Source organism: Leifsonia sp. fls2-241-R2A-40a, assembly GCF_030209575.1.
Classification (GTDB): domain Bacteria; phylum Actinomycetota; class Actinomycetes; order Actinomycetales; family Microbacteriaceae; genus Leifsonia.
Map to the genome: position 1 here is coordinate 1,447,495 of NZ_JARVRS010000001.1, position 22,405 is coordinate 1,469,899.

At 72.7% G+C, this 22,405-nt stretch carries 17 protein-coding genes; 9 read left to right on the top strand and 8 right to left on the bottom strand.

Going from position 1 to position 22,405, the window contains the following annotated elements:
• Positions 1-19 precede the first annotated feature (19 nt).
• Together QRN40_RS07350 and QRN40_RS07355 are read left to right on the top strand one after the other, a co-directional pair.
• Entirely contained in the window at positions 20-2,662 is a 2,643-nt protein-coding gene (locus tag QRN40_RS07350) for a glycosyl hydrolase 2 galactose-binding domain-containing protein (RefSeq protein ID WP_285114899.1), read from the top strand.
• 66 nt (positions 2,663-2,728) lie between these two features.
• Positions 2,729-3,652: a phosphodiesterase gene (locus QRN40_RS07355; RefSeq protein WP_285114900.1), complete on the top strand. Its 924-nt coding sequence runs from the start codon at positions 2,729-2,731 to the stop codon at positions 3,650-3,652.
• A gap of 111 nt (positions 3,653-3,763) precedes the next feature.
• Here the strand turns inward: QRN40_RS07355 and QRN40_RS07360 are convergent, their stop codons facing one another.
• The 6 genes from QRN40_RS07360 to QRN40_RS07385 all read right to left on the bottom strand — a co-directional run bounded on the left by QRN40_RS07360 (position 3,764) and on the right by QRN40_RS07385 (position 11,973).
• Positions 3,764-5,353: a stealth family protein gene (locus QRN40_RS07360; RefSeq protein ID WP_285114901.1), complete on the bottom strand. Its 1,590-nt coding sequence runs from the start codon at positions 5,351-5,353 to the stop codon at positions 3,764-3,766.
• A gap of 59 nt (positions 5,354-5,412) precedes the next feature.
• On the bottom strand, positions 5,413-7,155 hold the full coding sequence (locus QRN40_RS07365; protein WP_285114902.1) for an ABC transporter ATP-binding protein: 1,743 nt from the start codon (positions 7,153-7,155) through the stop codon (positions 5,413-5,415).
• The gene (locus QRN40_RS07370) at positions 7,136-9,148 is read right to left on the bottom strand and encodes an ABC transporter transmembrane domain-containing protein (RefSeq protein WP_285114903.1); all 2,013 of its coding nucleotides are present in this window, start codon (positions 9,146-9,148) and stop codon (positions 7,136-7,138) included. The genes QRN40_RS07365 and QRN40_RS07370 overlap by 20 nt, the downstream gene beginning before the upstream one ends.
• A gap of 61 nt (positions 9,149-9,209) precedes the next feature.
• Positions 9,210-9,863, bottom strand: a complete 654-nt coding sequence (locus QRN40_RS07375; protein WP_285114904.1) for a class II aldolase/adducin family protein — start codon at positions 9,861-9,863, stop codon at positions 9,210-9,212.
• The gene (otnK, locus tag QRN40_RS07380) at positions 9,860-11,173 is read right to left on the bottom strand and encodes a 3-oxo-tetronate kinase (protein ID WP_285114905.1); all 1,314 of its coding nucleotides are present in this window, start codon (positions 11,171-11,173) and stop codon (positions 9,860-9,862) included. The genes QRN40_RS07375 and otnK overlap by 4 nt, the downstream gene beginning before the upstream one ends.
• Positions 11,173-11,973, bottom strand: a complete 801-nt coding sequence (locus QRN40_RS07385) for a DeoR/GlpR family DNA-binding transcription regulator (protein ID WP_285114906.1) — start codon at positions 11,971-11,973, stop codon at positions 11,173-11,175. The genes otnK and QRN40_RS07385 overlap by 1 nt, the downstream gene beginning before the upstream one ends.
• A gap of 78 nt (positions 11,974-12,051) precedes the next feature.
• Between QRN40_RS07385 and QRN40_RS07390 the strand changes: the two genes are divergently transcribed.
• From QRN40_RS07390 to QRN40_RS07420, 7 genes are read left to right on the top strand one after another with little or no spacing between them, the layout of a single operon-like run.
• Positions 12,052-13,542 (top strand): FGGY family carbohydrate kinase, encoded by a 1,491-nt coding sequence (locus QRN40_RS07390; RefSeq protein ID WP_285114907.1) that lies wholly within the window; start codon positions 12,052-12,054, stop codon positions 13,540-13,542.
• The gene (locus tag QRN40_RS07395; protein ID WP_285114908.1) at positions 13,539-14,441 is read left to right on the top strand and encodes a hypothetical protein; all 903 of its coding nucleotides are present in this window, start codon (positions 13,539-13,541) and stop codon (positions 14,439-14,441) included. Before QRN40_RS07390 ends, QRN40_RS07395 begins: the two co-directional genes overlap by 4 nt.
• Entirely contained in the window at positions 14,423-15,184 is a 762-nt protein-coding gene (locus QRN40_RS07400) for an aspartate/glutamate racemase family protein (RefSeq protein ID WP_285114909.1), read from the top strand. The genes QRN40_RS07395 and QRN40_RS07400 overlap by 19 nt, the downstream gene beginning before the upstream one ends.
• A complete protein-coding gene (gtfA, locus tag QRN40_RS07405; RefSeq protein WP_285114910.1) occupies positions 15,181-16,653 on the top strand; it encodes a sucrose phosphorylase in 1,473 nt (490 codons plus the stop codon). The genes QRN40_RS07400 and gtfA overlap by 4 nt, the downstream gene beginning before the upstream one ends.
• Positions 16,654-16,688: 35 nt before the next feature.
• Positions 16,689-18,584, top strand: a complete 1,896-nt coding sequence (locus tag QRN40_RS07410; protein WP_285114912.1) for a hypothetical protein — start codon at positions 16,689-16,691, stop codon at positions 18,582-18,584.
• Positions 18,581-20,467 (top strand): MBL fold metallo-hydrolase, encoded by a 1,887-nt coding sequence (locus tag QRN40_RS07415; protein ID WP_285114913.1) that lies wholly within the window; start codon positions 18,581-18,583, stop codon positions 20,465-20,467. Before QRN40_RS07410 ends, QRN40_RS07415 begins: the two co-directional genes overlap by 4 nt.
• A gap of 9 nt (positions 20,468-20,476) precedes the next feature.
• Positions 20,477-21,238 carry an alpha/beta fold hydrolase gene (locus tag QRN40_RS07420; RefSeq protein ID WP_285114914.1) on the top strand — a complete coding sequence of 254 codons (762 nt, stop codon included), beginning with the start codon at positions 20,477-20,479 and terminating at the stop codon, positions 21,236-21,238.
• 34 nt (positions 21,239-21,272) lie between these two features.
• Here the strand turns inward: QRN40_RS07420 and QRN40_RS07425 are convergent, their stop codons facing one another.
• Together QRN40_RS07425 and QRN40_RS07430 are read right to left on the bottom strand one after the other, a co-directional pair.
• The gene (locus tag QRN40_RS07425; RefSeq protein ID WP_285114915.1) at positions 21,273-21,767 is read right to left on the bottom strand and encodes an SRPBCC family protein; all 495 of its coding nucleotides are present in this window, start codon (positions 21,765-21,767) and stop codon (positions 21,273-21,275) included.
• Positions 21,764-22,141 (bottom strand): ArsR/SmtB family transcription factor, encoded by a 378-nt coding sequence (locus QRN40_RS07430; protein ID WP_285114916.1) that lies wholly within the window; start codon positions 22,139-22,141, stop codon positions 21,764-21,766. Before QRN40_RS07430 ends, QRN40_RS07425 begins: the two co-directional genes overlap by 4 nt.
• Positions 22,142-22,405 lie beyond the last annotated feature (264 nt).

Consider the following 22,405-nt stretch of genomic DNA (forward strand, 5'->3'; position numbering starts at 1 on the left):
CATCCGTCATGATCGTCGGGTGAGCAGTGCGACGATCAGCCTCGACGGCGACGACTGGACCATCCGCGAAGCCCTCGGCGATACGGCCGAGTGGTATCTGGGGGCGCCGTTGCCGGAGGCCGGCAACAACGTCGCGGAGGCGTCCGCGGCGATCGCGGCGGCGCACGGCTGGGTGCCTGCGCAGGTGCCGGGCGCGGTCGTCGACGACCTGCACCGGGCGGGCGAGGTGCCCGACCCGCGCGTCGGCCGCAACTCGCGCGCGGCCGAATGGGTGGCCGAGCGGTCGTGGGTGTACCGGCGCGCCGTCGACCTGGGGGCGGAGGTCGCGGACGGTGTCGCGATGCTCGAGTTCGACGGGATAGACCCCGGCGCCGATGTCTACTGGGACGGTGAACTGCTGGGCTCGGTGAGCGGGCTGTTCCACCGTCTCCGCTTGCCGCTGGAGGCGCATCAGCGTTCCGAAGGACGGCACAAGCTCGCGCTGCGCGTGCACCCGGCCCCGGACTCGGAGCCGCAGGTGGGGCGCACGGAGCGGGTGCGCATCCACGCGCCGCGGCTCGGCTACGGCTGGGACTTCTCGCCGCGGCTGCGCCACCAGGGCGTCTGGAAGAGCGCGCGCGTCCGCCACGGCCGTGCCCTGCTCGGGGATGTGGTGGTGCGCTGCCGGCTGGAGGGCCCGTCGAGTGGTGAGTCGTTGTCCGAATCCGGCTCGAATGGTGACCAGATGTCGCAACTCGGCGGGTTCGGCGGGGGAGGTGGGGGCGTCGGGGTCGTGGACGTCGAGTGGGAGGCGCCGCTGGCGGCGGACGATGGGTCTGCGGAGCGAGCGCTCAGCGTGACCGTGTCTGTCGCGGCGGACGACCGAACGGTCGCCGAGGTTACGGTCGCCGCCGCGGCCGGGGCCGCGCGCCTCCGCATCCCCGATCCGCAGCTGTGGTGGCCCAACACGTTCGGCGCCCAGCCGCTGTACACCGTGACCGTGGCGCTCGCCGACGAGGAGGGCGAGGCCGACCGCACCTCCCGCGAGGTCGGCTTCCGCAGCGCGAGCCTGGTGCCGAATGCCGGCGCCCCCGACGACGCGCTCGGCTACACGGCGGTCGTCAACGGTGTGAGGGTTCCGCTGGTCGGCTGGAACTGGACGCCCGCCGACACCCTGTTCGGATCCATCGACCAACGGAAGGTCGAGCACCTTCTCGGTCTCGCCGCCTCGTCCGGTGCGCGGCTGATCCGCGTGTGGGGCGGCGGCCTGATCGAGACCGAGCACTTCTACGCGACCTGCGACCGGTTGGGACTGCTGGTCTGGCAGGAGTTCTCGCAGTCGAGCTCGGGCATGCAGAGCGCGCCGAGCACCGACCCGGGTTTCGTCGCCCTCATGCGGGCGGAGGCGGAGGCGCTGATCCCGACGCGGGTGCACCATCCGTCGCTGCTGCTGTGGGGCGGCGGCAACGAACTGGACGAGGGCGGCGTACCGCTGTCCGACGACCGCTCGCCGGTGCTCGGAGCGCTCGCGGAGACGGTCGCGCGCCTCGATCCCGGCCGCGGCTGGCTGCCGACGTCGCCCACCGGACCGGAGTTCCACAACCGGCTCGACCGCATCCACGCGAACCCGGAGGGACAGCACGACGTGCACGGGCCCTGGGAACACCAGGGGCTCGTCGGCCACTACACGCTCGCGAACGCGGGCTCCAACCTGGCCCACACCGAGTTCGGCGTCGAAGGGATGACGAACCTGCGGTCGCTGGAGGCGCTCATCCCCGAGGGCGACCGCTGGCCCGCCGACCGCACGAATCCGGTGTACCGGCACCTCGGCGAGTGGTGGAACAACGCCGACCAGGTCGTGGCGCTGTTCGGCGGCCGGCCGGACACGCTGGAGACGCTGAACCGCGCATCCCAGCTGCTCCAGGCGACCGGGCTGCAGTACTCGGTGGAGGCCGACCGGCGGAGGTTCCCACGCTGCAGCATGGTGCTGCCGTGGCAGCTGAACGAGAGCTACCCGAACGCCTGGTGCACGGCGGCGGTCGACTTCCGCGGCGACCCGAAGCCGGCGTTCTTCGCGGTCGCCCGCGCGTTCGAGCGGCGCCGGGCGACGCTGCGGGTGTCCCGCGCCGCTTGGGAGGGCGAGCGGACGGCGTCGGTCGAGGCGTGGCTCTGGGCCGAGGATGCGGTGCCGTCCGGGTTGACGGTCGCCCTCCGGGCGCGCGGGCTGGACGGCACGGTGGCCGCTTCACGCGAGGTGGTCGCCCCCGCGGTCGGCGACCCGATCGCTGCCGGGACGCTGGAGGTGCCGGTCGCGTCCCTCCCGGAGGTCTTCGTGTGGGAGGCGGAGTGGCGGGATGCGCAGGGGCGCCCGATCGACCGCGAACGGATGCTCGCCACGACGACCGCCGACTTCGCGGCGCTGTTCGACGTCCCGGCCCCCGAGCTCGAGGTCGTCCGCGAGGCCGACGGGACCGTGCGGGTGCGCAATGCCGGCGGGGTCGCAGCGATCACCGTGCGGCTGGTGGACCCACGACCGGCGGGCGAGCCCGGCGAGACCGGCTTCCTGAGCGTCGGCGGCGACCCCCGGCCGCTGCTCCCGGGCGAGGAGCGCGCGCTTGCAGCGGACTCCGGTGCCCCGGTCCGCGTCGAGGTCTGGAGCGGTCCTTCTGTCGAGCTTTCCTGATGGCGATACAGGCGGCGCACCGCGCGCGTTCACGACGCGTTCAGATGCAGGTGGTGTGATATCCCCGTGAAGACGCGAATCGCGGAGTATCCGCGGCCGGACCACTTCCTCCTCCACATCAGCGACACCCACCTGCTGGCGGGAGGTGAACGGCTGTACGGATCCGTCGACAGCGAGCAGCACCTGCGTGCGCTCCTCCACGAGGTGGAGTCGTCAGGCGGACGCCCAGAGGCGATCGTCTTCACGGGCGATCTGGCCGACCGCGGCCAGCCCGATGCGTACGCGCGGCTGCGTGCCCTGGTCGACCCGGCCGCCGAGCGGATGGGCGCCCGCGTCATCTGGGTGATGGGCAACCACGACGACCGCTCGTCCTTCCGGCAGGGCCTGCTCGACGAGCTGGGCGACGTCTCGCCGGTCGACGACGTGTTCTGGATCGGCGGCCTGCGGGTGATCGTGCTCGACTCGACGGTGCCGGGTCACCACTATGGCGACGTCAGTGAGTCGCAGCTGGACTGGCTCGCGGCCGAGCTGGCGAGCGCGGCACCGGAGGGCACCATCCTCGCGATGCACCACCCGCCCATCCCGAGCGTGCTCGATCTGGCGGTCTCGGTGGAGCTCCGGGATCAGTCGCAGCTGCGCGAGGTGCTCGAGGGCAGCGACGTGCGCAGCATCCTCGCCGGGCACCTGCACTACTCGTCCACGGCGACGTTCGCCGGGATCCCCGTGTCCGTCGCGTCGGCCAGCTGCTACACGCAGGATCTCAACGTGCCGGTCGGGGGGACGCGCGGCCGCGACGGCGCCGCCGCCTTCAACCTGGTGCACGTGTACCCCAACACCGTGCTGCATTCGGTGGTGCCGCTGGGCCAGTACCCGGCGCTCGACTACGTGGATGCGGAGGAGTCGGCCCGCCGCCTCGCCGCCGACGGCATCCGCATCCCGCCGGCCGCACGTCGCGAGACTCCGACCGAGCCCATCCGCATTCTCACCTGACGCACGCAGCGGTCTTCCCGCCGCGACTATTCGTGACGAATCAGCGCTTTTCGTGACGAATCTCGCACATTCGTCACGAATCTTTGGCCCGGGCGGTGGAGCGCCGCAACGTCAGGTGAGGCGCTCCCAGGGGGCGGGGAACGGGAAGTAGCGCTCCAGGAAGTCGGTGACGATCCGCGTGCGCTCCTCGGGGTCGATCTCGGGCTTCGAGCCGTCGTTGAGGCAGAACATGTCCTGATCGCGCTTCTTCAGCAGCCGGCGCATCATGTCGGGCGCCTGCCGCAGCGTCGTCTCGATGTACAGCACCTTCGCCTGCGTCTGCGTCACCGCACGACCCGCCATCAGCGCGTAGTAGTGGTACAGCGAGTTGGTGACGGAGATGTCGGTCGCCGACCGGAAGGGGCTGGCGGCGGTGCGGCGGAAGTCCTCCGCGAACTCGCGCTCCATCTCCTGCAGCACGCTGATCCGCAGCGGGGCGGCGCAGTGCTCCAGGTGGCGGGTCGTGACCGCGCCGAAGCGCTCCCACAGCAGCCGGCGGTTGACGCGTGCTGCGTTCTCGAAGCCGCTGCGTGCCGGATCCGTCTCGCCCAGGCCGATGCGCGTTCCGGCCTCGACGAACTTCGTGATGCCGCCGGGCGAGAAGAAGATGTCGGGCGAGAGCGGGCGCCCGAAGAACATGTCGTCGTTGGAGTAGAGGAAGTGCTCCGACAGGCCCGGGATGTGGTGGAGCTGGCTCTCGACGGCGTGCGAGTTGTGGGTGGGCAGCGTCGAGGTGTCGGCGAAGAAGTCCTCGCTGCGCATGATGTGGATGCGCGGATGCTCCGGGTCGAGCCACGACGGCACGGGCGAGTCGGTCGCGATGTAGATGTTGCGGATCCACGGGGCGAACATGTGGACGCTGCGGAGCGCGTACTTCAGCTCGTCGATCTGCCGGAACCGGGCCTCGTTGTCGTCGCCCTCGCCGACCACGTAGGCCGCCATGCGCGCGGCCCGCTTGCGCTGGAACTCGGCGCTGGAGCCGTCCACCCAGGAGAACACGATGTCGACGTCGAAGGCGACGTCGCTGGCGAGCGGATCGAACATGTGCTGGAGGGTCCGCCAGCGGCGCCCGTAGAGCTCCACCTCGGCCTCGACGGCCTCGCTGCGCGGCAGGCGGGGACGCATGAGCGCGTTGGAGGTCGGGGCGACGATCTCGTCGTCGCCGAACCTCCAGAACTCCAGCTGGAACGCCGTTTCGGCGCCATAGCGGAGGCGCCCGATCGGCTCCAGGCGCGGACGGTACAGCCGCAGGATGTCGGCCTTGCGGCGGGACAGGCGTCCGTCGGCGATGAGCAGGGGGACGCCGTCGGCCTCCCCCTCGGAGTGGAGGCTCTGGGCGTAGAAGGGCTCGTCGGCGAAGGCGGCCGCGAGCACCGCGGAGACCTCCTTGCGTCCGCGGCGGTCCAGCGCCACGCTCAGGCGGTTGTCGTCGTTGCGGACGAGCAGGTACTCGAGGCCTGCCGCATCCAGCGCGTCCCGGACGGCCAGGAGGTCCTCGATCATGGACTCTCGCGGCGTGAACGGGCCGGAGACAAGGGTGTACAGCCCCTTGCGCTGCACGACATCGTCGCGGGTCAATCGGGGCGTGCCGATGCCGGGGTCGTTCGGGAGGACGACGGGCTCGGGCTGGTCGGAAAGGGATGCGGGAGGAAGCTCAGCCATACATGCATTACTCTAGGCCGCTCCCGCGGCGGCGGCGTCCGCGGGTTCGTTCCTGCTCCTTACCGGCCTCCTCCGTGCCAGGACGCCCACAGCTCCGCGTACGCGCCTCCCGCGGCCACCAGCTCGGTGTGACTGCCCAGCTCCTCCACGTACCCGTCGCGGACCACAGCGATGCGGTCGGCGTCGTGCGCGGTGTGGAGGCGGTGCGCGATGGCGACGACGGTCCGGCCTTCGAGCACACGGTTCATCGCGCGCTCCAGGTCGCGGGCGGCCGTCGGGTCGAGGAGGGAGGTGGCCTCGTCGAGGATGAGCGTGTGCGGGTCGAGGAGCACCAGCCGTGCGAGGGCGAGCTGCTGCGCCTGCGCGGGGGTGAGGACGACGCCGCCGGAACCGACGACCGTGTCGAGGCCCTTCGGCATCGCGGCGACCCAGCGCAGCGCATCCACCACCCGGAGGGCGCGCGCGAGTTCGTCACGGCCCGCGCCGGGCTTCGCGAGCGACAGGTTCTCGGCGATGGTGCCCACGAACACGTGGTGCTCCTGCGTGACCAGGGCGACATGGCTGCGGAGGTCGTCGAGCGGCAGGTCGACCAGTCGCACGCCGCCGACCGTGATGCGGCCGTCGCTCGGCTCGGCGATGCCGGCCATCAGGCGTCCGAGGGTCGACTTCCCCGAACCCGAGGGGCCGACGATCGCGACGCGCTCGCCGACCGCGAGGTCGAGGGTGACGCCGTGCAGTACCTCGGTGCCCTCGCGGTAGGAGAAGCGCACATCCTTCGCGAGCACGTGCTCGTCCGCCGGCTGCTCGCCGGTGGCGTGGCGGTCCTCGGGGACGTCGGCCACGCCGATGATCCGCGAGAGGGCCGTCGTGCCCACCTGGATCTCGTCGAGCCAGCTGATCAGCTCGTCGACCGGCGACACCAGCTGCATCGCGTAGAGCGCGACCGCCGTGACGGCGCCGATGGTGGCGGCGCCCGAGCCGACCAGGAACGCTCCCCAGACGAGCACGACGATCACCGGCAGCAGGAACGCGATGTCGGTGCTCGGGAAGAACCAGGAGCGCAGCCACAGCGTGTACCACTCCGACTCGCGCCGCTCGCGGAGGGCCGCGTCGACCTTGGCCCGCTGCGCCGGTGCGAGGCTCAACGCCTCGATGGTGCGCACGCCGTCCACGGTCTCGCTGATGGTGCCGCCGAGGGTGGCGTACGAGGCGAGCTGGCGCTGATACCCGGGACCGGAACGCTTGAGGTACCACCGCGCGGCGACGATCAGGATGGGGACTCCCGCGAACATCGCGACGGCCACCGCGGGGTTGACCAGGAACGCGGCGACCACGGTGAGCACGGCGGTCACACCGGCGACGAGGATGCGGGGGACGCCGAACCGGACGGTCTGCGCCACCGACTGGATGTCGTTGGTGGTGCGTGCGAGCAGGTCGCCCGTCCCGGCCGCTTCGACCGTGGAGAGCGGAAGGCGCGCGACGGTGGCGAGGAACTCCTCCCGCAGCTGCGCGAACACGCCCTCGCCGAGCGCCATCGACTGGCGCTGCGCGAAGCGGATGAGCACGGCCTGGCAGATGATCGCTCCGAGCAGGATGAAGGCGATCGTGTCAATGCCGCTGCCGCCGAGGGTGTGGCCGGTGACTCCGTCGATGACCACGCCGATCAGGGCCGGTCCGGCGAGTCCGGCCACGGCGGCGAGCGTGTGCAGCACGAGCACGACCGAGAGGCCACCTCGGTGCTGGCGGATGAGCCGGGCGCCGGTGGCCCGGACCGTGCTGGTGCTAGCGATCGGAAGCAGCATCGCCCGAACCCTTCTTCTTGCGCTTGGCGGCCTTCTTGACCTTCTTGACCTTCGTGGCCTTCGTGCCGGGGGCGCCCGGGTGCTGGGCGGAGACGGGATGCGTCGCCGTCCACAGGGCGTCGATGGATCCGGTCCACGCTGCATCCAGGTCTTCGCCGTCGGCCGGTTCGGCGGCGCTGATCGTGCGCGACACGATCGCGCGGTACAGGTCGCCGAGGTCGTCCTCCTGTCGCAGCAGGTCGCTGTGCGTGCCCGTGCCGACGACGCGTCCATTGCGGACGACCGCGATGGTGTCCATCCGGTCGAGCAGCAGCGGGCTGGCGGTGACGACGACGGTGGTCCGGCCGTCGCGCGCCTCGCGCAGCCGGTCGGCGATCTGCGACTCGGTGTGCGCATCCACCGCACTGGTCGGCTCGATCAGCACCAACACCTCCGCCTCGGTGAGCAGCGCGCGGGCGAGACTGAGCCGCTGGCGCTGGCCGCCCGAGAAGGTGCGTCCGCGCTCGGCGACGCGCTCGTGCACGCCCTCCGGCAGCGCGTCGACGGTCTCGGTCGCCGCCGCGGCGTCGAGGGCGGCGGAGACCCTGCGCAGCCGGCCGGTGGAGGTGTCTGTGTACTGACGGTCGCGGACGGGCAGCGTGTCGAGCCCGTCGAGCAGGCGGCCGCCGAACAGATGCGGGTCGGCGTCGTTCACGACGATCCGTTCGCGCACGTCGCGCACCGGCACGCGGGTGTGGTCGACCCCGCCCCACAGCACCGGTGCCTCCCGGTGCACCGCGTCGTCGAACCGGCCGATGCGGGTGGCGATGCCGGCGGCCTCGTCCGGATCCGCATCCACGATCGCCGTGAAACGGCCGGGTTCGATGGTCACGCCGGAGGCGAGGTCCTCGATGGCCGACCCCCAGGCCGGAGCGTCGGCGGTCTCGGACCGGTCGCGCGCGGCCGGCTGCGTTCGCAGCACCGCGAGCACGCGACGGGCGGAGACGACGCCGGCGGTGAAGGTCTGCGCCGCCTCCACGGCGGTCCGCAGCGGCAGCACCAGAAAGGTGGCGTACCCGTAGAACGCGGTCAGCTGACCGGGCGTGATCGCGCCGTCGACCGCGAGGTGGGCGCCGAACCAGACGATGAAGACGAGGAACGCGCCGGGCAGGAGTACCTGGAGCCCGTCGAGCCAGCTCTGCGTCTTCGCCACGCCGACGCCCGCGGCGCGGACGCGCTGCGACTGCCGCGCGTACCGGTCCACGAACTCCTGCTCGCCGCCGATCCCGCGCAGCACCCGCAGGCCGACCACCGTGTCGGCGCCGAGCGTGGTGAGCCCGCCCGACTCCTCCCGCCAGACGGCCTGACGACTGCGCAGGGGCCGCAGCAGTAGGGCCAGCACGAGCGCGACCGCGGGCACGCCGATGACGACGGCGAGCCCGAGCGGCACGGACGCGTTCAGCATGATGATCGAGACGGCGATGAAGGCGACCACTCCGCCGCCGAGGCGCGCGGTGACGTCGAACATCGCGCCCAGCCGCAGGGAGTCGGTGCTGACCGTCGCGACGATCTCGCCCGACGACGTCGTGGCGGTGATCGCCGGACCGGTCTCGGCCGAGTGGTAGCCGATCAGCCGAGCGATGCCGAGCGACGAGCGCAGCCAGTTCGACACGGCCATCCGGTGGCGCAGCATCCCGGTCACCGCCTGGATCACGGCGACCAGCAGCAGGCCGCCGCACCACAGCCAGAGCCGGCCCGAGTCGCCCGCGACGCCCTCGTCGACCGCGCGGCCGAGCAGGTACGGCCAGACGGCCTGGCACAGCATCCACACGACGCCGAAGAGCACACCGGCCGTGAGGGTCGCAGGCTGACGGGCCGCCTGCCAGAGCAGGAACCGCGGAACGGACGAGAGGTGCTTCTCCGACGGCCGGGCCGAGGGGATGCGCGAGCCGCGCGGCGGGCGCGCGGACGGCGGGTGGGAGGCGGACGGGCGGGCAGCGCGGACGCTGGACACGGTGTGCTCCTGGGGGATCGTGCGGGTGAGATGCGGGTGAGAGGGTGCGGTGTGGCGTCGCTCAGCGACCCGGCGGAGTGAGCGCGGCGACGGCGGCGGCGTCCAGCGCGACCGCGGGCGCCTGCCGGAGCAGGAGCGTCAATTGGGACGCCGTCTCGAGTTCCTCGACGAGGTCGATGGCCGCGTCGAGGGAGGCGGCCGCGACCAGCGGGCCGTGGTTGCCGAGCAGCAGAGCGGCGTGCCCGGGCGCCGCCGCCGCGACGCCGGACGCGAGCTCGGAGCTGCCGGGCGGTGCGTAGGGGACGAGCGGGACGTCGCCCAGTCGCATCACCCGGTAGGGCGTCAGCGGCGGGAGCTGGGCGAATCCGCCGTCGCCGGGCGGCAGGCAGGCGACCGCCGTGGCGTAGGGCGAGTGGAGGTGCACGACCGCGGTGGCCTCGGGGTGCGCCGCGTACATCGCGGCGTGCAGGGGCAGTTCCTTGGTGGGGCGCGGGACGTCCGGGTTGTCGGACGGGGTGGCGGCGAGTTCCGACTCCGTGACCGAGCGCAGCGACGACCCGGTCGGCGTCGCGATGATGCGCGTGCCAACGCGGACGCTCACGTTGCCCGAACTGCCGGGCGAGAGACCGGCGGCCGACAGGTGACGGCAGGCGCGCACGACGGCTGCGCGCGCCTCCGCCTCGTGGGCCCGTGCCTCGTCGTCGAGTCGTGTCATGGTGCCACCTGCCAAGCGTCGGTGAAAAGGGTGGCGGCGCCGAAGTTGCCCGACTTCAGGAGCACCGCGATGGTGCGGCCGTGTCCCCTGCCGTCGGCGCCGCCGGTGGAGGCGACCGCCCACGGGACGCCCGGAGCGGCTTGCGCCCCGATCCGGAGGCGCGAGATTCCCAGGCGGCTGGTCACGGCGCCGGAGGTCTCGCCTCCCGCGATCAGCAGGTGGCTGTAGCCGAGGTCGTCGACGGCGAAGGCGGCGAGTTCGGACAGCGCGTCCTCCAGCAGGGCGGCCGCCCGTTCGGTGCCGAGCTCGCTCTGGGCCGCCGACACGTCGGGGGAGGCATGCACGAGCACGGGCGCGAGCTGGTCGTCGCGCGCGGCCAGAGCATCCCGGACGCGGCTGAGCGCAGCACTGTCGGAGGCGAGTAGCAGCGGGTCGAGGATGTGGCGCTCGCCGGGGAACTCTGCGATCTGCCCGCGGGTGGCGGCGGAGGCGCTGCCCGCGAGGATCAGGCGGCCGGTGACCGGGACCGGCGGCACGGATGCCGCACTGGCGTCGCCACCGCGTCCCGCATCGCCTGCGTCGGTGGAGGCGACCAGACGCGCGAGGGCGGTGGCGACGCCCGCCCCACCTCCGGCGACCACCGGTCGCTCGGTCGCGAGCTGCAGGACGGCCTCAGCGATGGTGTCGAGGTCTCCCTCGTCGAGCGCATCCACGAGCGTGTGGACCTGACCGACCCGTTCCGCGACGCTCGCCGCGCCGCGCCGAACGTCGTCCCACCGCACCAGCCCGACCGGAGCCGGCGTCTGCTGCGCGAGGAGCCGGACCAGGTTCGAGTCGCGCATCGGCGTCAGCGGATGGTCGCGCATCGGCGACTCGGCGAGCGGGACACCGTCGACGAACAGCACCCCCTGGTACTGGGTGCGCCCGGCGCAGGGAGTCGAGGGCGTTCCCACGGTGACGGCCGGCGTCCCGTCTCCCGCTTCGGCGGCGACGGCGGCGAGGGCGTCCGCGATCGGGCCGATGTTGCCGGTCGGCGTCGAATCGAAGGTGGAGCAGTACTTCTGGTAGAGCAGGGTCGCGCCGGCCGCCAGCAGCGAGCGGGCGGCCTCCGTGGAGGACGCGACCGCCGCATCCACCGGGGCGGTGCGGACCTTCAGAGCGACGACCGAGCAGCCGGACCCGTCAGAAGGGAACGTCGCCGCATCGGTGGGGACTCCGAGCAGCACGCTCGCCGGGAGGCCGGCCTCGACGACGCGCCCGGCGAGGTCGCAGGCCCCGGTGACGTCGTCGGCGATGACGCCGAGCCGCATCACGAGACGCCGACCCCGCTCCCGTCGATGACGGCGTGCTCGCCCGCGACGACGACGGTCGCGCCCGCGTCGCGGAGCAGCTGCAGGTCGTCCGGATCGGCGCCCGAGTCGGTGAGGATGACATCCACCAGGTCGAGGCCGCCGACGCGGATCGGCGCGCGCGACCCGAGCTTGGAGTGGTCGACGAGCAGCACCGTCATACGGGCCGCGCGGGCGAGCTCCTGCTTCAGTTCGGCGTCGAGGGCGTTGGCGCAGAGGATGCCGCTGGTGTCCACGGCGGTCGCGGAGAGCACCGCGACGTCGAGCGAGTAGTCGGCGATGGTGCGCCGGGCGGTCGCCCCCGCGAAGCTGCGCGTCTCGTTCTGGTAGACGCCGCCGATGGCGACCAGTTCGACGTCCTCACGCTCGATGGCGGCCCGGATGACCGGGGCGGAGTGGCTGACGATGGTCGTGCCCGGCCGCAGCATCCCGGCCAGCGGAGCCACGGTCGTGCCCGCGTCGAGCGCGACCGTCACGGCGCCGTCGAGCAGGTCGAGGCACGCCTCGGCGATGGATCGCTTCTCGCCGCTTCCGGTGACCGCCCGCTCGTCGAAGGGGCGGCCGTGCCCGAGATTCGGGAGGCTCGCGCCGCCGACCACGCGCCGTGCGAGGCCGTCGCCTTCGAGCTGCCGGAGGTCACGGCGGATCGTCATCTCGGAGACGCCGAGCTCTTCCGCGACGCGCGACGACGACACGTAGCCCTCCGCTGAGAGCCGTCGGAGCAGCTCCTCGCGACGGGCAGGGGCATCGGTGTAGCGCACGCGTCCATCCAAGCGGCTGCCCGGAGCGCTTGTCAACAAACGGACAAATCTTGACGTGAATGTTCAGAAGTGAACAGAATGGAGCACGTGACCCCCGCTTCGCTCGCCGCACTCGGCGTCGACGTCGGCACCACCAACACGAAGGTGGTGCTGGCCGTGCTCGGCGACGGCGTGCGCGAGGAGCGCACGGTGACGGTGCCGACTCCCGGCAACGGCGCTGGGCTGCAGGCCGTGGTCCTCGCTGCCCTCCGCGACGTGGCCGCCGACAGCCCGCTGCCGGTCGCGGCGATCGGGATAGCGGCGATGGGCGAGACGGGGTGCCTCACCGCCCCCGACGGCCGGCCCCTCGGGAACCTTCTGCGCTGGGCCGACGGAGACGGCGCGTCGGCCGACCGGTTGGTCGCGGCCGCCGGCGCGGAAGCCCTCTACGCGGCCACGGGGGTTCCAGTGCCCTCGAAGTCGCCGCTGAGTCACTGGCTGCGGCTCTCCGACGACGGGGATGCGCGGCTCGCCGACGCGAACTGGCTCGGCGCCGACGGCCTCGTCATCTCCGCCCTCACCGGCCAGGCGGCCACCGACCACACCCTCGCGGCGCGCACGATGGCCTACCGCCTCCCCGCCGCTGGCGCGGGCGACGCGCTGTCTCCCGCGTTCGACGCCGATCTGCTGGCGCTCGCAGGACTCACCCCCGACCGGTTCCCGCGCGTCGCCCGCCCAGGAGAGACGGCGGGACGCCTCACTGCCGCGGCGGCGGCTGCCACGGGGCTCGCGGCCGGGCTCCCGGTCATCGCCGCGGGCCACGACCACGCGGTCGGCGCCTGGGCGGCCGGCGTCCGCGCCCCGGGCGACGCCGCCGACTCCGTCGGGACCGCCGAGGCACTGCTCCGTGTGACCGCCGACGTGCCCCGGGAGGGCGCCCTCCGCCACGGTATGAGCCTCGGGCGCACCGTCGACGGGCGTCACGAAACGCTCCTCGCCGGCAACCCGGCCGCGGGCGCGCTCGTGGAGTGGACGTTCGCCGAACTCCTGCCGGGCACCGACCGGAACGACGTGCTGGCGCAGGCGCTCGCCTGCGCCGACGGCCCGGTGGAGGCGTTCCTGCTCCCGTACCTCCGCGGCCGGCAGTCGCCCGCACCCGACGCCTCGGCCACGCCGCGGCTGGTCGACCTGACCGGCGGCTCGGCGGCCGCATCCACTCGGCTGGCCGATCCCGCGTCCACCCTCACCGCCGTGCTCGCCGGACTGGCGCTGCAGCTCGCGTGGATGGATGCGGCTCAGACCGAGCTCGCCGGCCCCCGCCGCGAGCGCCTGGCCGTGCTCGGCGGCCCCGGTGCGGGCAACGACGCCTGGTGGCGGCTGAAGCAGCGCATCCTGCCCGGCTCGCTCGGGCGCGTGGATGCGGCCGAGCCGGTCGCGACCGGTGCCGCCATGCTGGCCGCGCACCGCGTCGCGGGCCTCACGACCTCGCTGCCCCTGCGCAGCGCCGACAGCGCCGCTTCCGCGGGCGATCCGGCCCTGCTGGACGCCTTCGTGCAGGCGGCGACGCTCCACGACAAGGAAACCGTATGACCGACACCACCTCCCGTCCCGCGCTCGACCTCGACGCCATCGCCCGCCCTTCCGGCGGCCTCGCGATGGTGGCGATGGACCAGCGGGAGAGTCTGCGGCACATGTTCGACCTCGCGGGCTCCGGGCGACCGGCCGACGACGTCCTCATCCGGTTCAAGCTCGATGTGGCCGAAGCGCTCGGCCCACTGGCCTCCGGCTTCCTGATCGACCGGCACTTCGGGTTCGAGGCCGTCCGCGACGCCCTCCCGTCCGGCACCGGCCTGATCCTCGCCGCCGACGAGCTGACGCAGGCGGAAGGCGGCCCGGTCGAGGAGACCGCGCTCGACGAGGTCGTGCTGACACAGACCGACCTCGCGGGTGTGTCCGCGCTCAAACTGCTGATCATCTGGCGCCGTGACGCGAAGCGCGAGCAGCGCGTCCGTCTGGTCGAGCGGTTCGTCGCCGAGTGCCGCGCCCGCGGGGTGCTGTCGGTGCTCGAGCCGGTCGTGCGCGCGACCCCCGAGGAGCTCGACGCCGGTACGTGGGATTTCGACATCGCGATCCGCGAGGCCGCGAGCGAGCTGTCGCCGCTCGGCCCGAGCCTCTACAAGGTGCAGGTCCCGCTGTCGGGAACCGGCGATGCCGGCGAGCAGCGGGACGCGAGCGAGCGGCTCGACGCATCCATCACCGGGCCGTGGGTGGTCCTCTCGCAGGGAGTCGAGCGTCCGGCGTTCCTGCCCGCGGTCGAGGCGGCCTGCCGGGCGGGCGCGAGCGGCTTCCTCGCCGGGCGCGCGCTGTGGAGCGACGTGGTCGGCCGCGGCGACGTCCCCTCTGCGCTGCGCGAGTTGTCGGTGCCGCGACTCGAAGCCCTGATCGACGTCGTCGACCGCGAGGCGCGTCCGTGGCGGGAGGCGCGATGATCGCCGGACTGCTGCACACCGTCCCCGCCCTCGCGCCGACGTTCGACCTGCTCGTCGCGGACGCTGTCCCCGGCGTCGAGCGCGAGCACGTCGTGGACGCGTGGATGCTCGAGACGGCCATCGCCGAGGGCGTCACGCCCGCGGTCCGCTCGCGCGTCGCCTCCCACCTGCGGCACCTGGCCGACTCGGGCGCCGACGCGATCCTGGTGACCTGCTCCTCCATTGGCGAGGCCGCCGAGGAGGCCGCCGCCGATCTCGGCATCCCCGTCATCCGGGTCGATGCCGCCATGGCCGCCGAAGCCGCACACGTCGCGGCGGGGCGTGTCGCGGTGCTCGCGACGAACACCGCGACGCTCGGGCCGACCACGCGGCTCATCGAGCGGGAGGCGACGGCGCAGGGTGTCGACACGACCGTGACGGCGGCCGTCGTCGAGGGTGCGGCCGCCGCTCGCTCGGCAGGCGACCAGGCCGGCCACGACCGCCTCATCGCGGAGGCCGTGCGCGCTGCTGCACAACCGGCGGACGGCGGTGCGCCCGCCGGCGTGATCGTCCTCGCGCAGGCGTCGATGGCCGCAGCCGCCGAGGCGGCAGGCGTCGGCATCCCCGTGCTCACCTCCCCGGCCGGCGGCGTCGCCCGGCTCGCGGAGGCACTGACCCCGTCGGACCCGGGAAGGCCGTCCGCCAGCGCGAACCGGCCGGCCGCTCCCGGGTCCGACGGTCCTTCTCCGGCGGCGTCCTCATGACCGGGGTCGACCTCCTCGCCTACGCCGACCGCCTCGGCGGCGACCTGCCGCGGCTCGGCGCTCTGCTCGACGGTCCGTTGCGCGACTTCGCCGGGGTGCACATCCTGCCTTTCTTCGTGCCCTACGACGGCGCGGACGCCGGTTTCGACCCGATCGACCACAGCGCGGTCGACCCCCGCCTGGGTGGCTGGGACGACGTGCGCGCGATCGCGCGACGGCGCGAGGTGACGGTCGATCTGATCGTCAACCACGTGTCGAGCGAGTCGGCCGAGTTCGTGGACTGGCTGGCGCTCGGCGATCAGTCGGCCCACGACGGGATGTTCCTCACCTTCGACACCGTCTTCCCCGACGGTGCGTCCGAGGACGAGATCACGGCGTTCTATCGCCCGCGCCCCGGGCTGCCCTTCACCGCCTACCGGATGGCCGACGGCCGGCGGCGCCTCGTGTGGACCACCTTCATGCCCAGCCAGGTCGACCTCGACGTGGCGAACGACCGCGCCCGCGCGTACCTGCGCCGCACCCTCGCCGAGCTGAAGTCGGGCGGTGTCACGACGGTCCGCCTCGACGCCGTCGGGTACGCGGTGAAGACGCCCGGCACTGACAGCTTCATGACCCCCGAGACCCTGGGGTTCGTGCGGGAGATCGTCGGGATGGCGCGCGGCGAGGGGCTCCGCGTCCTGGTGGAGGTGCACGCGCACTACAGCCAGCAGCTCGCCATCGCGCCGCTCGTCGACTACGTCTACGACTTCGCGCTGGCCCCCCTGCTGCTGCACAGCCTCGGCACGGGGACGACGGATCGCCTGGCGGAGTGGCTGCGCATCCGCCCGCAGAACGCCATCACCGTGCTCGACACCCACGACGGCATCGGCATCATCGACGCGGGTCCCTCCGGCGACCGGCCCGGGCTGATCGACGAGGCCGAGATGGCCGCCATCTTCGACCGCGCCGCCGACGCCACGCACGGGCACTCGACCCTGGCGTCCGTGATCCCGGCGTGGATGAGTCTCCCGCACCAGATCAACGCGACCTTCTTCTCCGCCCTCGGCGCCGACTCCCGCAGCTACCTCCTCGCACGAGCAGTGCAGCTGTGGCTCCCGGGCAGGCCGCAGCTCTACTATGTCGGGCTTCTCGGCGGCCTGGATGATGTGGCGCTGTTCCAGCGGACCGGCCAGGGACGCGACGTCAATCGTCACGTCTACACGCCCGACGAGCTGGAGGCGGCCCTCGCCGGCGAGGTCACGCGAGCCCAATTGGCGCTCGTCCGCTTGCGGTCGACGCATCCCGCCTTCACGGGCGCGTTCCGCTACCGTGTGGAGGCGGACGGCGCTCTCGAACTGGAGTGGACCCTCGGCGACGAGCGCGCCGCCCTCAGCGTCTCGTTCTCCCCCGAGCCACGGTTCCGCATCCGCACCACGGGTGCAGGCGGTGCGCTCGCCGCCGACTCCGTCGAAGCGCTCGCCGCGCTCTGAATCCCCCATCCCTCACTCCCTACCGACGAGGACCAGTGCAGACCACCCAGGACATCACCGTCACCCGCAGCGCGACCGAGGTCGTGCTGGTCGCCCCCGCGTACACGCTCGGCGTCGCGCTCGCGCGTCCTCGCGCCACGATCGCGGGTTCGGATGGGGAGATCTGGAGCGACCTGTCGCTGCTGTCGAGCGTCGACCGGGTCGGGCTGCCGGACGAGTCGTCCGGGCCGACCGCGGTGACGGTCGAGGAGCAGCAGGACGGATCGGTCCGCGTCACCGTGCTGTCCGACTCGAGCGCCTGGGCGACGAAGGCAGTCGTGCTGCTCTGCACGCCGCGCGAGGTGCGCGCCCGGGTGGAGGTCACGACGGAGGACGACGACGCCCGCATCGCCGACCTGACGATGTTCGGCGGGCAGGCGGCGCTCCCCACGGGCGCCGCGGGCACCTTCCGCTCGGGCATCCGCTTCCCCTCGATCTTCGTGCCGACGCCGACCGAGCCGATCCAGGTCGTCCGGCTGTCCAACACGCAGGCGCAGCTGGGCGTCGTCGGCGACGCCGAACCCGGTCGTCTGCACGGCATCTTCTCGCCGCCGCCACTCGTGTTCGCCCTCGGCCGGCCGTCCATCTCCCCGACGGCCCCGCACGGCCCGACCGACATGCCGGTCGGCGACTGGCTCGGCGTCTCGGTGGTCGCCCCGGTCGCCCAGCTCGGCTTCACGACGTACCGCTACGACGTGCTCGACGGCGGCTTCCTGTTCCGGCTCACGTACGAAGGCCACACGCGGGTGCGGGCCGGTGGATGGGTGTCCCCCGAGTTCGTGCTGCGGCCGGCCGGTGCGCCGCTCAGCGCCATCCGCGACTACCGGAACGACCTCGCCGCGCGCGGCTGGGCGGCCGACGCCGCCGAGCCCGCCGGGTGGTGGCACGAGCCGATCTTCTGCGGCTGGGGCGCCCAGTGCGCGCTCGCCGTCCGGATGAGCCACGAGGGCGAAGCGCTCGCGACCGACAACGCGGACGGATTCGTGCTGCCCGCCGGGGCGGCCTTCGCGCCGGACCTCGCACGCCAATACCTGTACGACCGCTGGCTGAACCGTCTGGAGGAGCGCGACATCCGCCCGGGCACGGTCGTCATCGACGACCGCTGGCAGGCCGACTACGGCACCAACACCGTCGACACCGAGAAGTGGCCCGACCTGCGCGCCTGGATCGACGAGCGTCACGCCGCCGGTCAGCGCGTCCTGCTCTGGTTCAAGGCGTGGGACCCGGCCGGGCTGCCGCCGGAACTGACCGTCCGCGACGCGTTCGGCCGTCCCGTCGCCGTCGACCCGTCGAATCCGGCGTACCTCGAGGCGCTCGCCGAGCAGGTCACGCGGATGATCTCGGCCGACGGCCTCGACGCCGACGGCTTCAAAGTGGACTTCACGCAGCGGGCTCCCTCCGGCGTCACCCTGCGCACCCACGGCGACGGGGTGTGGGGGATCAACGCCCTCCACACGATCGTGAAGACGATCCACGAGGCCGCCCATGCGGTCAAGCCGGATGCGCTGGTCGTCACGCACACCGTGCATCCCTCGTTCTCCGACGTGACCGACATGGTCCGCCTCAACGACGTGCTCGAGGACTCGGTGCACGGCGAGCCGGTGCCCGTCGGCGACCAGCTGCGCTACCGCCACGACATCGCAGCGGCGGCGCTGCCCGGGCACCCGATCGACACCGATCAGTGGCCGATGCCGAACCGGGAGGAGTGGCTCGCGTACGCGCGCCTCCAGCCGTCGCTCGGGGTGCCGGCGCTGTACTACGTGGAGTCGATCGACAACAGCCGGGAGGCGGTCACCGACGGCGACCTCGACGAGATCGCCACGCTGTGGCGCCAGTACCGGGCGGGTCTGCGGACCGGAGGGCGCGCTGCGAAGGAGCCGACCTCCGTATGAGCGCGTTCACCGAGGTCGCTCCCGGCGTGCACCGGTTCGCGGACACGTGCAACGTGTACGTGGTGCTGCCTGCCGACGGGACGGCCCGGGCGATCGCCGTCGACTTCGGCTCGGGGGATGTGCTGGACCACCTCGGCGAGCTCGGTCTCGACACGCTCGACGCCATCCTGATGACGCACCACCACCGCGACCAGGGTCAGGGACTCCCGCGCGCCGTCGCCGCGGGCATCCCGATCCACGTGCCGCCGGTGGAGCAGGACCTGTTCGCCCGCGTCGACGAGATGTGGTCGGCCCGTGCGCTCTACAACGACTACAACCTGCGGCAGGACCGCTTCTCGCTTCTCGACCCGGTCCCGGTGGCCGGGACGGTGCCCGAGTACCGGAGCGCGACGTTCGGCGGCGTCGAGGTGACGACCATCCCGACGCCCGGTCACACGATGGGTTCGGTTACGTACCTGGTCGACCGCGGGGATGCGCGGGTCGCCTTCACCGGCGACCTCATCTACGCGCCGGGCAAGGTGTGGTCGCTCGCGGCGACGCAGTGGTCGTACACCGAGAACGAGGGCCCGGCGATGAACGTGCTCTCGTGCATGCTGCTGCAGGAGGAGGAGCCGACCATCCTGCTCCCCTCGCACGGCGAGCCGATGCCCGACGCGATCGACGCCCTCGACCGGCTGGCGGCGCGGATGAGCGGGTACGTCGACTCGCGCCGCACCCACCCGTGGGATCTGCGGGACTGGCTGGAGCGTCCCTTCGTCCGCCTCACCGACCACCTGCTGCTGAACCGCACCGCCAACTCCTGCGTGTACGTGCTGCTGAGCGACTCGGGCGCCGCGCTCTTCATCGACTACGGCTACGACATGTCGACCGGCTGGCCTGCGGGAACAGACCGCGCCGCGCGCCGGCCGTGGCTCGCCTCGCTACCCGCGCTCAAGCGCGACTTCGGCGTCACCTCGGTCGAGGTCGTGCTCGGCACGCACTATCACGACGACCACATCGCTGGATTCAACCTCCTGCGCGACGTCGAAGGCACCGAGGTGTGGCTGCCCGAGAACGTCGCCCCGATCATGGCCGACCCGATGCGGACCGACCTGCCGTGCCAGTGGTTCGAGCCGATCCCGGCGGACCGCGTCCTTCCGCTCGGCGAGACCGTGCGCTGGCGCGAGTACGAGATCGTGACGCACGAGCTGCCCGGTCACACGCTCTACGCCGCCGCGTTCGAGTTCGAGGTGGACGGCGTGCGCGTGCTGGCGACCGGGGACCAGCAGACCGCGGAGGGCCGCCTCGGCGTGCAGCGCGAGATCCTCAACTACCAGTACCGCAACCGGTTCCGCCGCGACGACTTCATCCAGAGCGCCGCGCTCTATCGGCGGGTGGCACCCGGTCTCATGATCACCGGTCACTGGCAGGGCCGCGAAGTGGACGAGGACTACCTGCAGCTGCTGACCGAGCAGGGCGACGAGCTGGCGAGCATCCACGACGGCCTGCTCCCCGACGACGGGATGCTGCCGCCGGCGGACGGCAATCTGGTGCTCGTCGAACCGTACTATCAGCGGGTCGCAGCGGGCGCAGCGCTCGAGTACGAGGTGGTCGTGGTCAACGTATTCGACGGGCCGCGCGAGGTCGTGGCGAGGCTCGTGACGCCCGACGGCTGGAGCGATCCCGACCCCGCGACGGTGATGGCCGAGGCGGGCGAGACGGTCCGGCTGCGGTTCGCGGTGCGCGCCACCGACACGGTGCGCAAGCGGCAGCGGCTCGCCGCCGACGTGACCATCGGGAGCGTGCGCTACGGCCAGGCGGGCGACGCCGTGGCGGACACGGTCGCGCCGCCTGGCGTGTCCCACAGCGCCCCGGCTCTCGACAGCGCGGGGTCGCTCGGCTAACCTGCGGCCGTGGACCGCATCCCGCTCTACCGCGAATGGCACGGCGACCCCGACTCGCCGCACCCGCCGCTGCTGCTCATCCACGGCGGCGGTGCGACCATCGCGACCAACTGGGGGATGCTGCTCCCGCTCGTGGCACCCACCCGCTCGGTGCTCGCGGTCGAGCTGCAGGGACACGGCCGCACGCCGTCCGGCGACCGGCCGGCCAGCTTCGCGGGGTCGGCGGACGACGTCGCGGCGGTGCTCACCGACCTGCGCCTCGGACCGGTGGATGTGCTCGGCTTCAGCAACGGCGGACAGGTCGCGATCCAGCTCGCCGCGCGGCACCCCTCCGCGGTGCGCCGGCTGATCGCCGCGTCGACGCCCGTCCGGCGCTCGGCGATGGTCGACGGCTTCTGGGAGGGACTCGCCGGCGGGACCTTCGAGGACATGCCGGCGCCCTACCGGGATGCTGACCTCGCGGTGAGCCGCGACCCCGGGCATGCGCGGCGGATGTTCGAACTCGATCGCGAGCTGATGCTGGGCTTCGAGGACTTCCCGGACGCGCTGCTCGCGGCGGTCACGGCCCCGACGCTCGTCGTCGGCGCCGACCGCGACGTCATCCGCGCCTCCCACTTCGTCGAGCTGGCCGCCCTGCTGCCGGACGCGCGACTCCTGATCGTGCCCGGCATCCACGGCGACTACCTGGGGGAGCGCCTCGCCGCCGCCGGCGACCCGGCGCCCCTCCGCCGCACGCTCCACCACCTTCTGGCCTTCCTCGACGCCCCCTGACGCTCGCGGCCGGCGCTCGCGGCCGGCGGGACGGTCAGCGGGTGAGGTCGGCGGCGAGGATGGCGTCCACTTGGCTCAGAGCCTCGATCATGCCCTGCTCCTGGCCCATCTCGAGCAGTTGACTCATCTGGTCGGCGCTGGCGAACTGGTTGAGGATCGTCATCCGGGTGCGGCCGTCGCGCTCCTCCAACGTCGCGACCATGCGCCCGGGCTCGCCCGGCGCCGGCGCTCCGCCTTCCTCGGCGAAGCCGTCGTCCAGGGCCAGCCGGCCGGTGGGCTCGATCTCGACGAACCGCCACCAGCCCCAGGCCTTGGTGCCGTCGGGAATGGTCATGTAGTACGTCGCGCGTCCGCCCGGCTCGAACTCGAAGACCTCGAACGTGGCGGGGTACCCGGGAGGTCCCCACCAGCGCTCCAGCTGGCGCGGATCGGACCACAGCTGCCAGACGCGCTCCTGGGGGACGTCGTACTCGGTGACGATCGTGAGCGTCAGCGCATCCGCGTCCTTGGTCGACTCGATGAAGGTCATCGATCCTTCCTTTCTCGTTCGGTGGTGCTCGTGGTCTTCCGGCCCTCCCCGGCGAGGATGCGGTCGATGGCGGCGTCGCGGCCGCGCCAGATCTCCTCGTACGCGTCGAGCAGCCGGGATGCGCGCCGGATGGTCTCGGGGTCTCCTGTGACGACCCGCTCGCGTCCGCGCGCCCGCTTGCGGACGAGGCCGGCGCGTTCGAGCACCGCGACGTGCTTCTGCACCGCCGCGAAGCTCATGTCGTACCGCTCGGCGAGTTCGCTCACCGAGTGCGCACCCTGGAGGGACCGGGCGACGATGTCCCGCCGCGTCGCATCCGCCAGCGCCTGGAAGATGCGGTCGACCTCAGCATCCGTCAACTCATCTACAACCATTTGGTTGTACGTTACCGCCCACCCCCCCCCCGCGCAACCCCCACCCCCACCCCACCGCACCCGTGAGGTGCTCGACGTTGCTCGCGACACGCGGTGCAGCGCGACAAGAACGAGCACTTCACCGGCCCGAGCGACGTCCACGCGCGCAGGCCACGGGAGGGCGCGACGCGCGCGCCGTGTTGACCCGCCTGCCCGCAGCACCCTAGTATCTGTGGGAACGATCCCACACGATCCACCAGCGCAGGCGCGGTCGTGCTCCCCTCG

Excerpts from the sequence above, each read along its gene's own strand:
- QRN40_RS07390 (WP_285114907.1), top strand. The coding sequence starts at position 12,052 with ATGGAGCACGTGACCCCCGCTTCGCTCGCCGCACTCGGCGTCGACGTC.
- QRN40_RS07395 (WP_285114908.1), top strand. The coding sequence starts at position 13,539 with ATGACCGACACCACCTCCCGTCCCGCGCTCGACCTCGACGCCATCGCC.
- QRN40_RS07375 (WP_285114904.1), bottom strand. The coding sequence starts at position 9,863 with ATGACACGACTCGACGACGAGGCACGGGCCCACGAGGCGGAGGCGCGC.
- otnK (WP_285114905.1), bottom strand. The coding sequence starts at position 11,173 with ATGCGGCTCGGCGTCATCGCCGACGACGTCACCGGGGCCTGCGACCTC.
- QRN40_RS07360 (WP_285114901.1), bottom strand. The coding sequence starts at position 5,353 with ATGGCTGAGCTTCCTCCCGCATCCCTTTCCGACCAGCCCGAGCCCGTC.
- gtfA (WP_285114910.1), top strand. The coding sequence starts at position 15,181 with ATGACCGGGGTCGACCTCCTCGCCTACGCCGACCGCCTCGGCGGCGAC.
- QRN40_RS07425 (WP_285114915.1), bottom strand. The coding sequence starts at position 21,767 with ATGACCTTCATCGAGTCGACCAAGGACGCGGATGCGCTGACGCTCACG.
- QRN40_RS07430 (WP_285114916.1), bottom strand. The coding sequence starts at position 22,141 with ATGGTTGTAGATGAGTTGACGGATGCTGAGGTCGACCGCATCTTCCAG.
- QRN40_RS07365 (WP_285114902.1), bottom strand. The coding sequence starts at position 7,155 with ATGCTGCTTCCGATCGCTAGCACCAGCACGGTCCGGGCCACCGGCGCC.
- QRN40_RS07415 (WP_285114913.1), top strand. The coding sequence starts at position 18,581 with ATGAGCGCGTTCACCGAGGTCGCTCCCGGCGTGCACCGGTTCGCGGAC.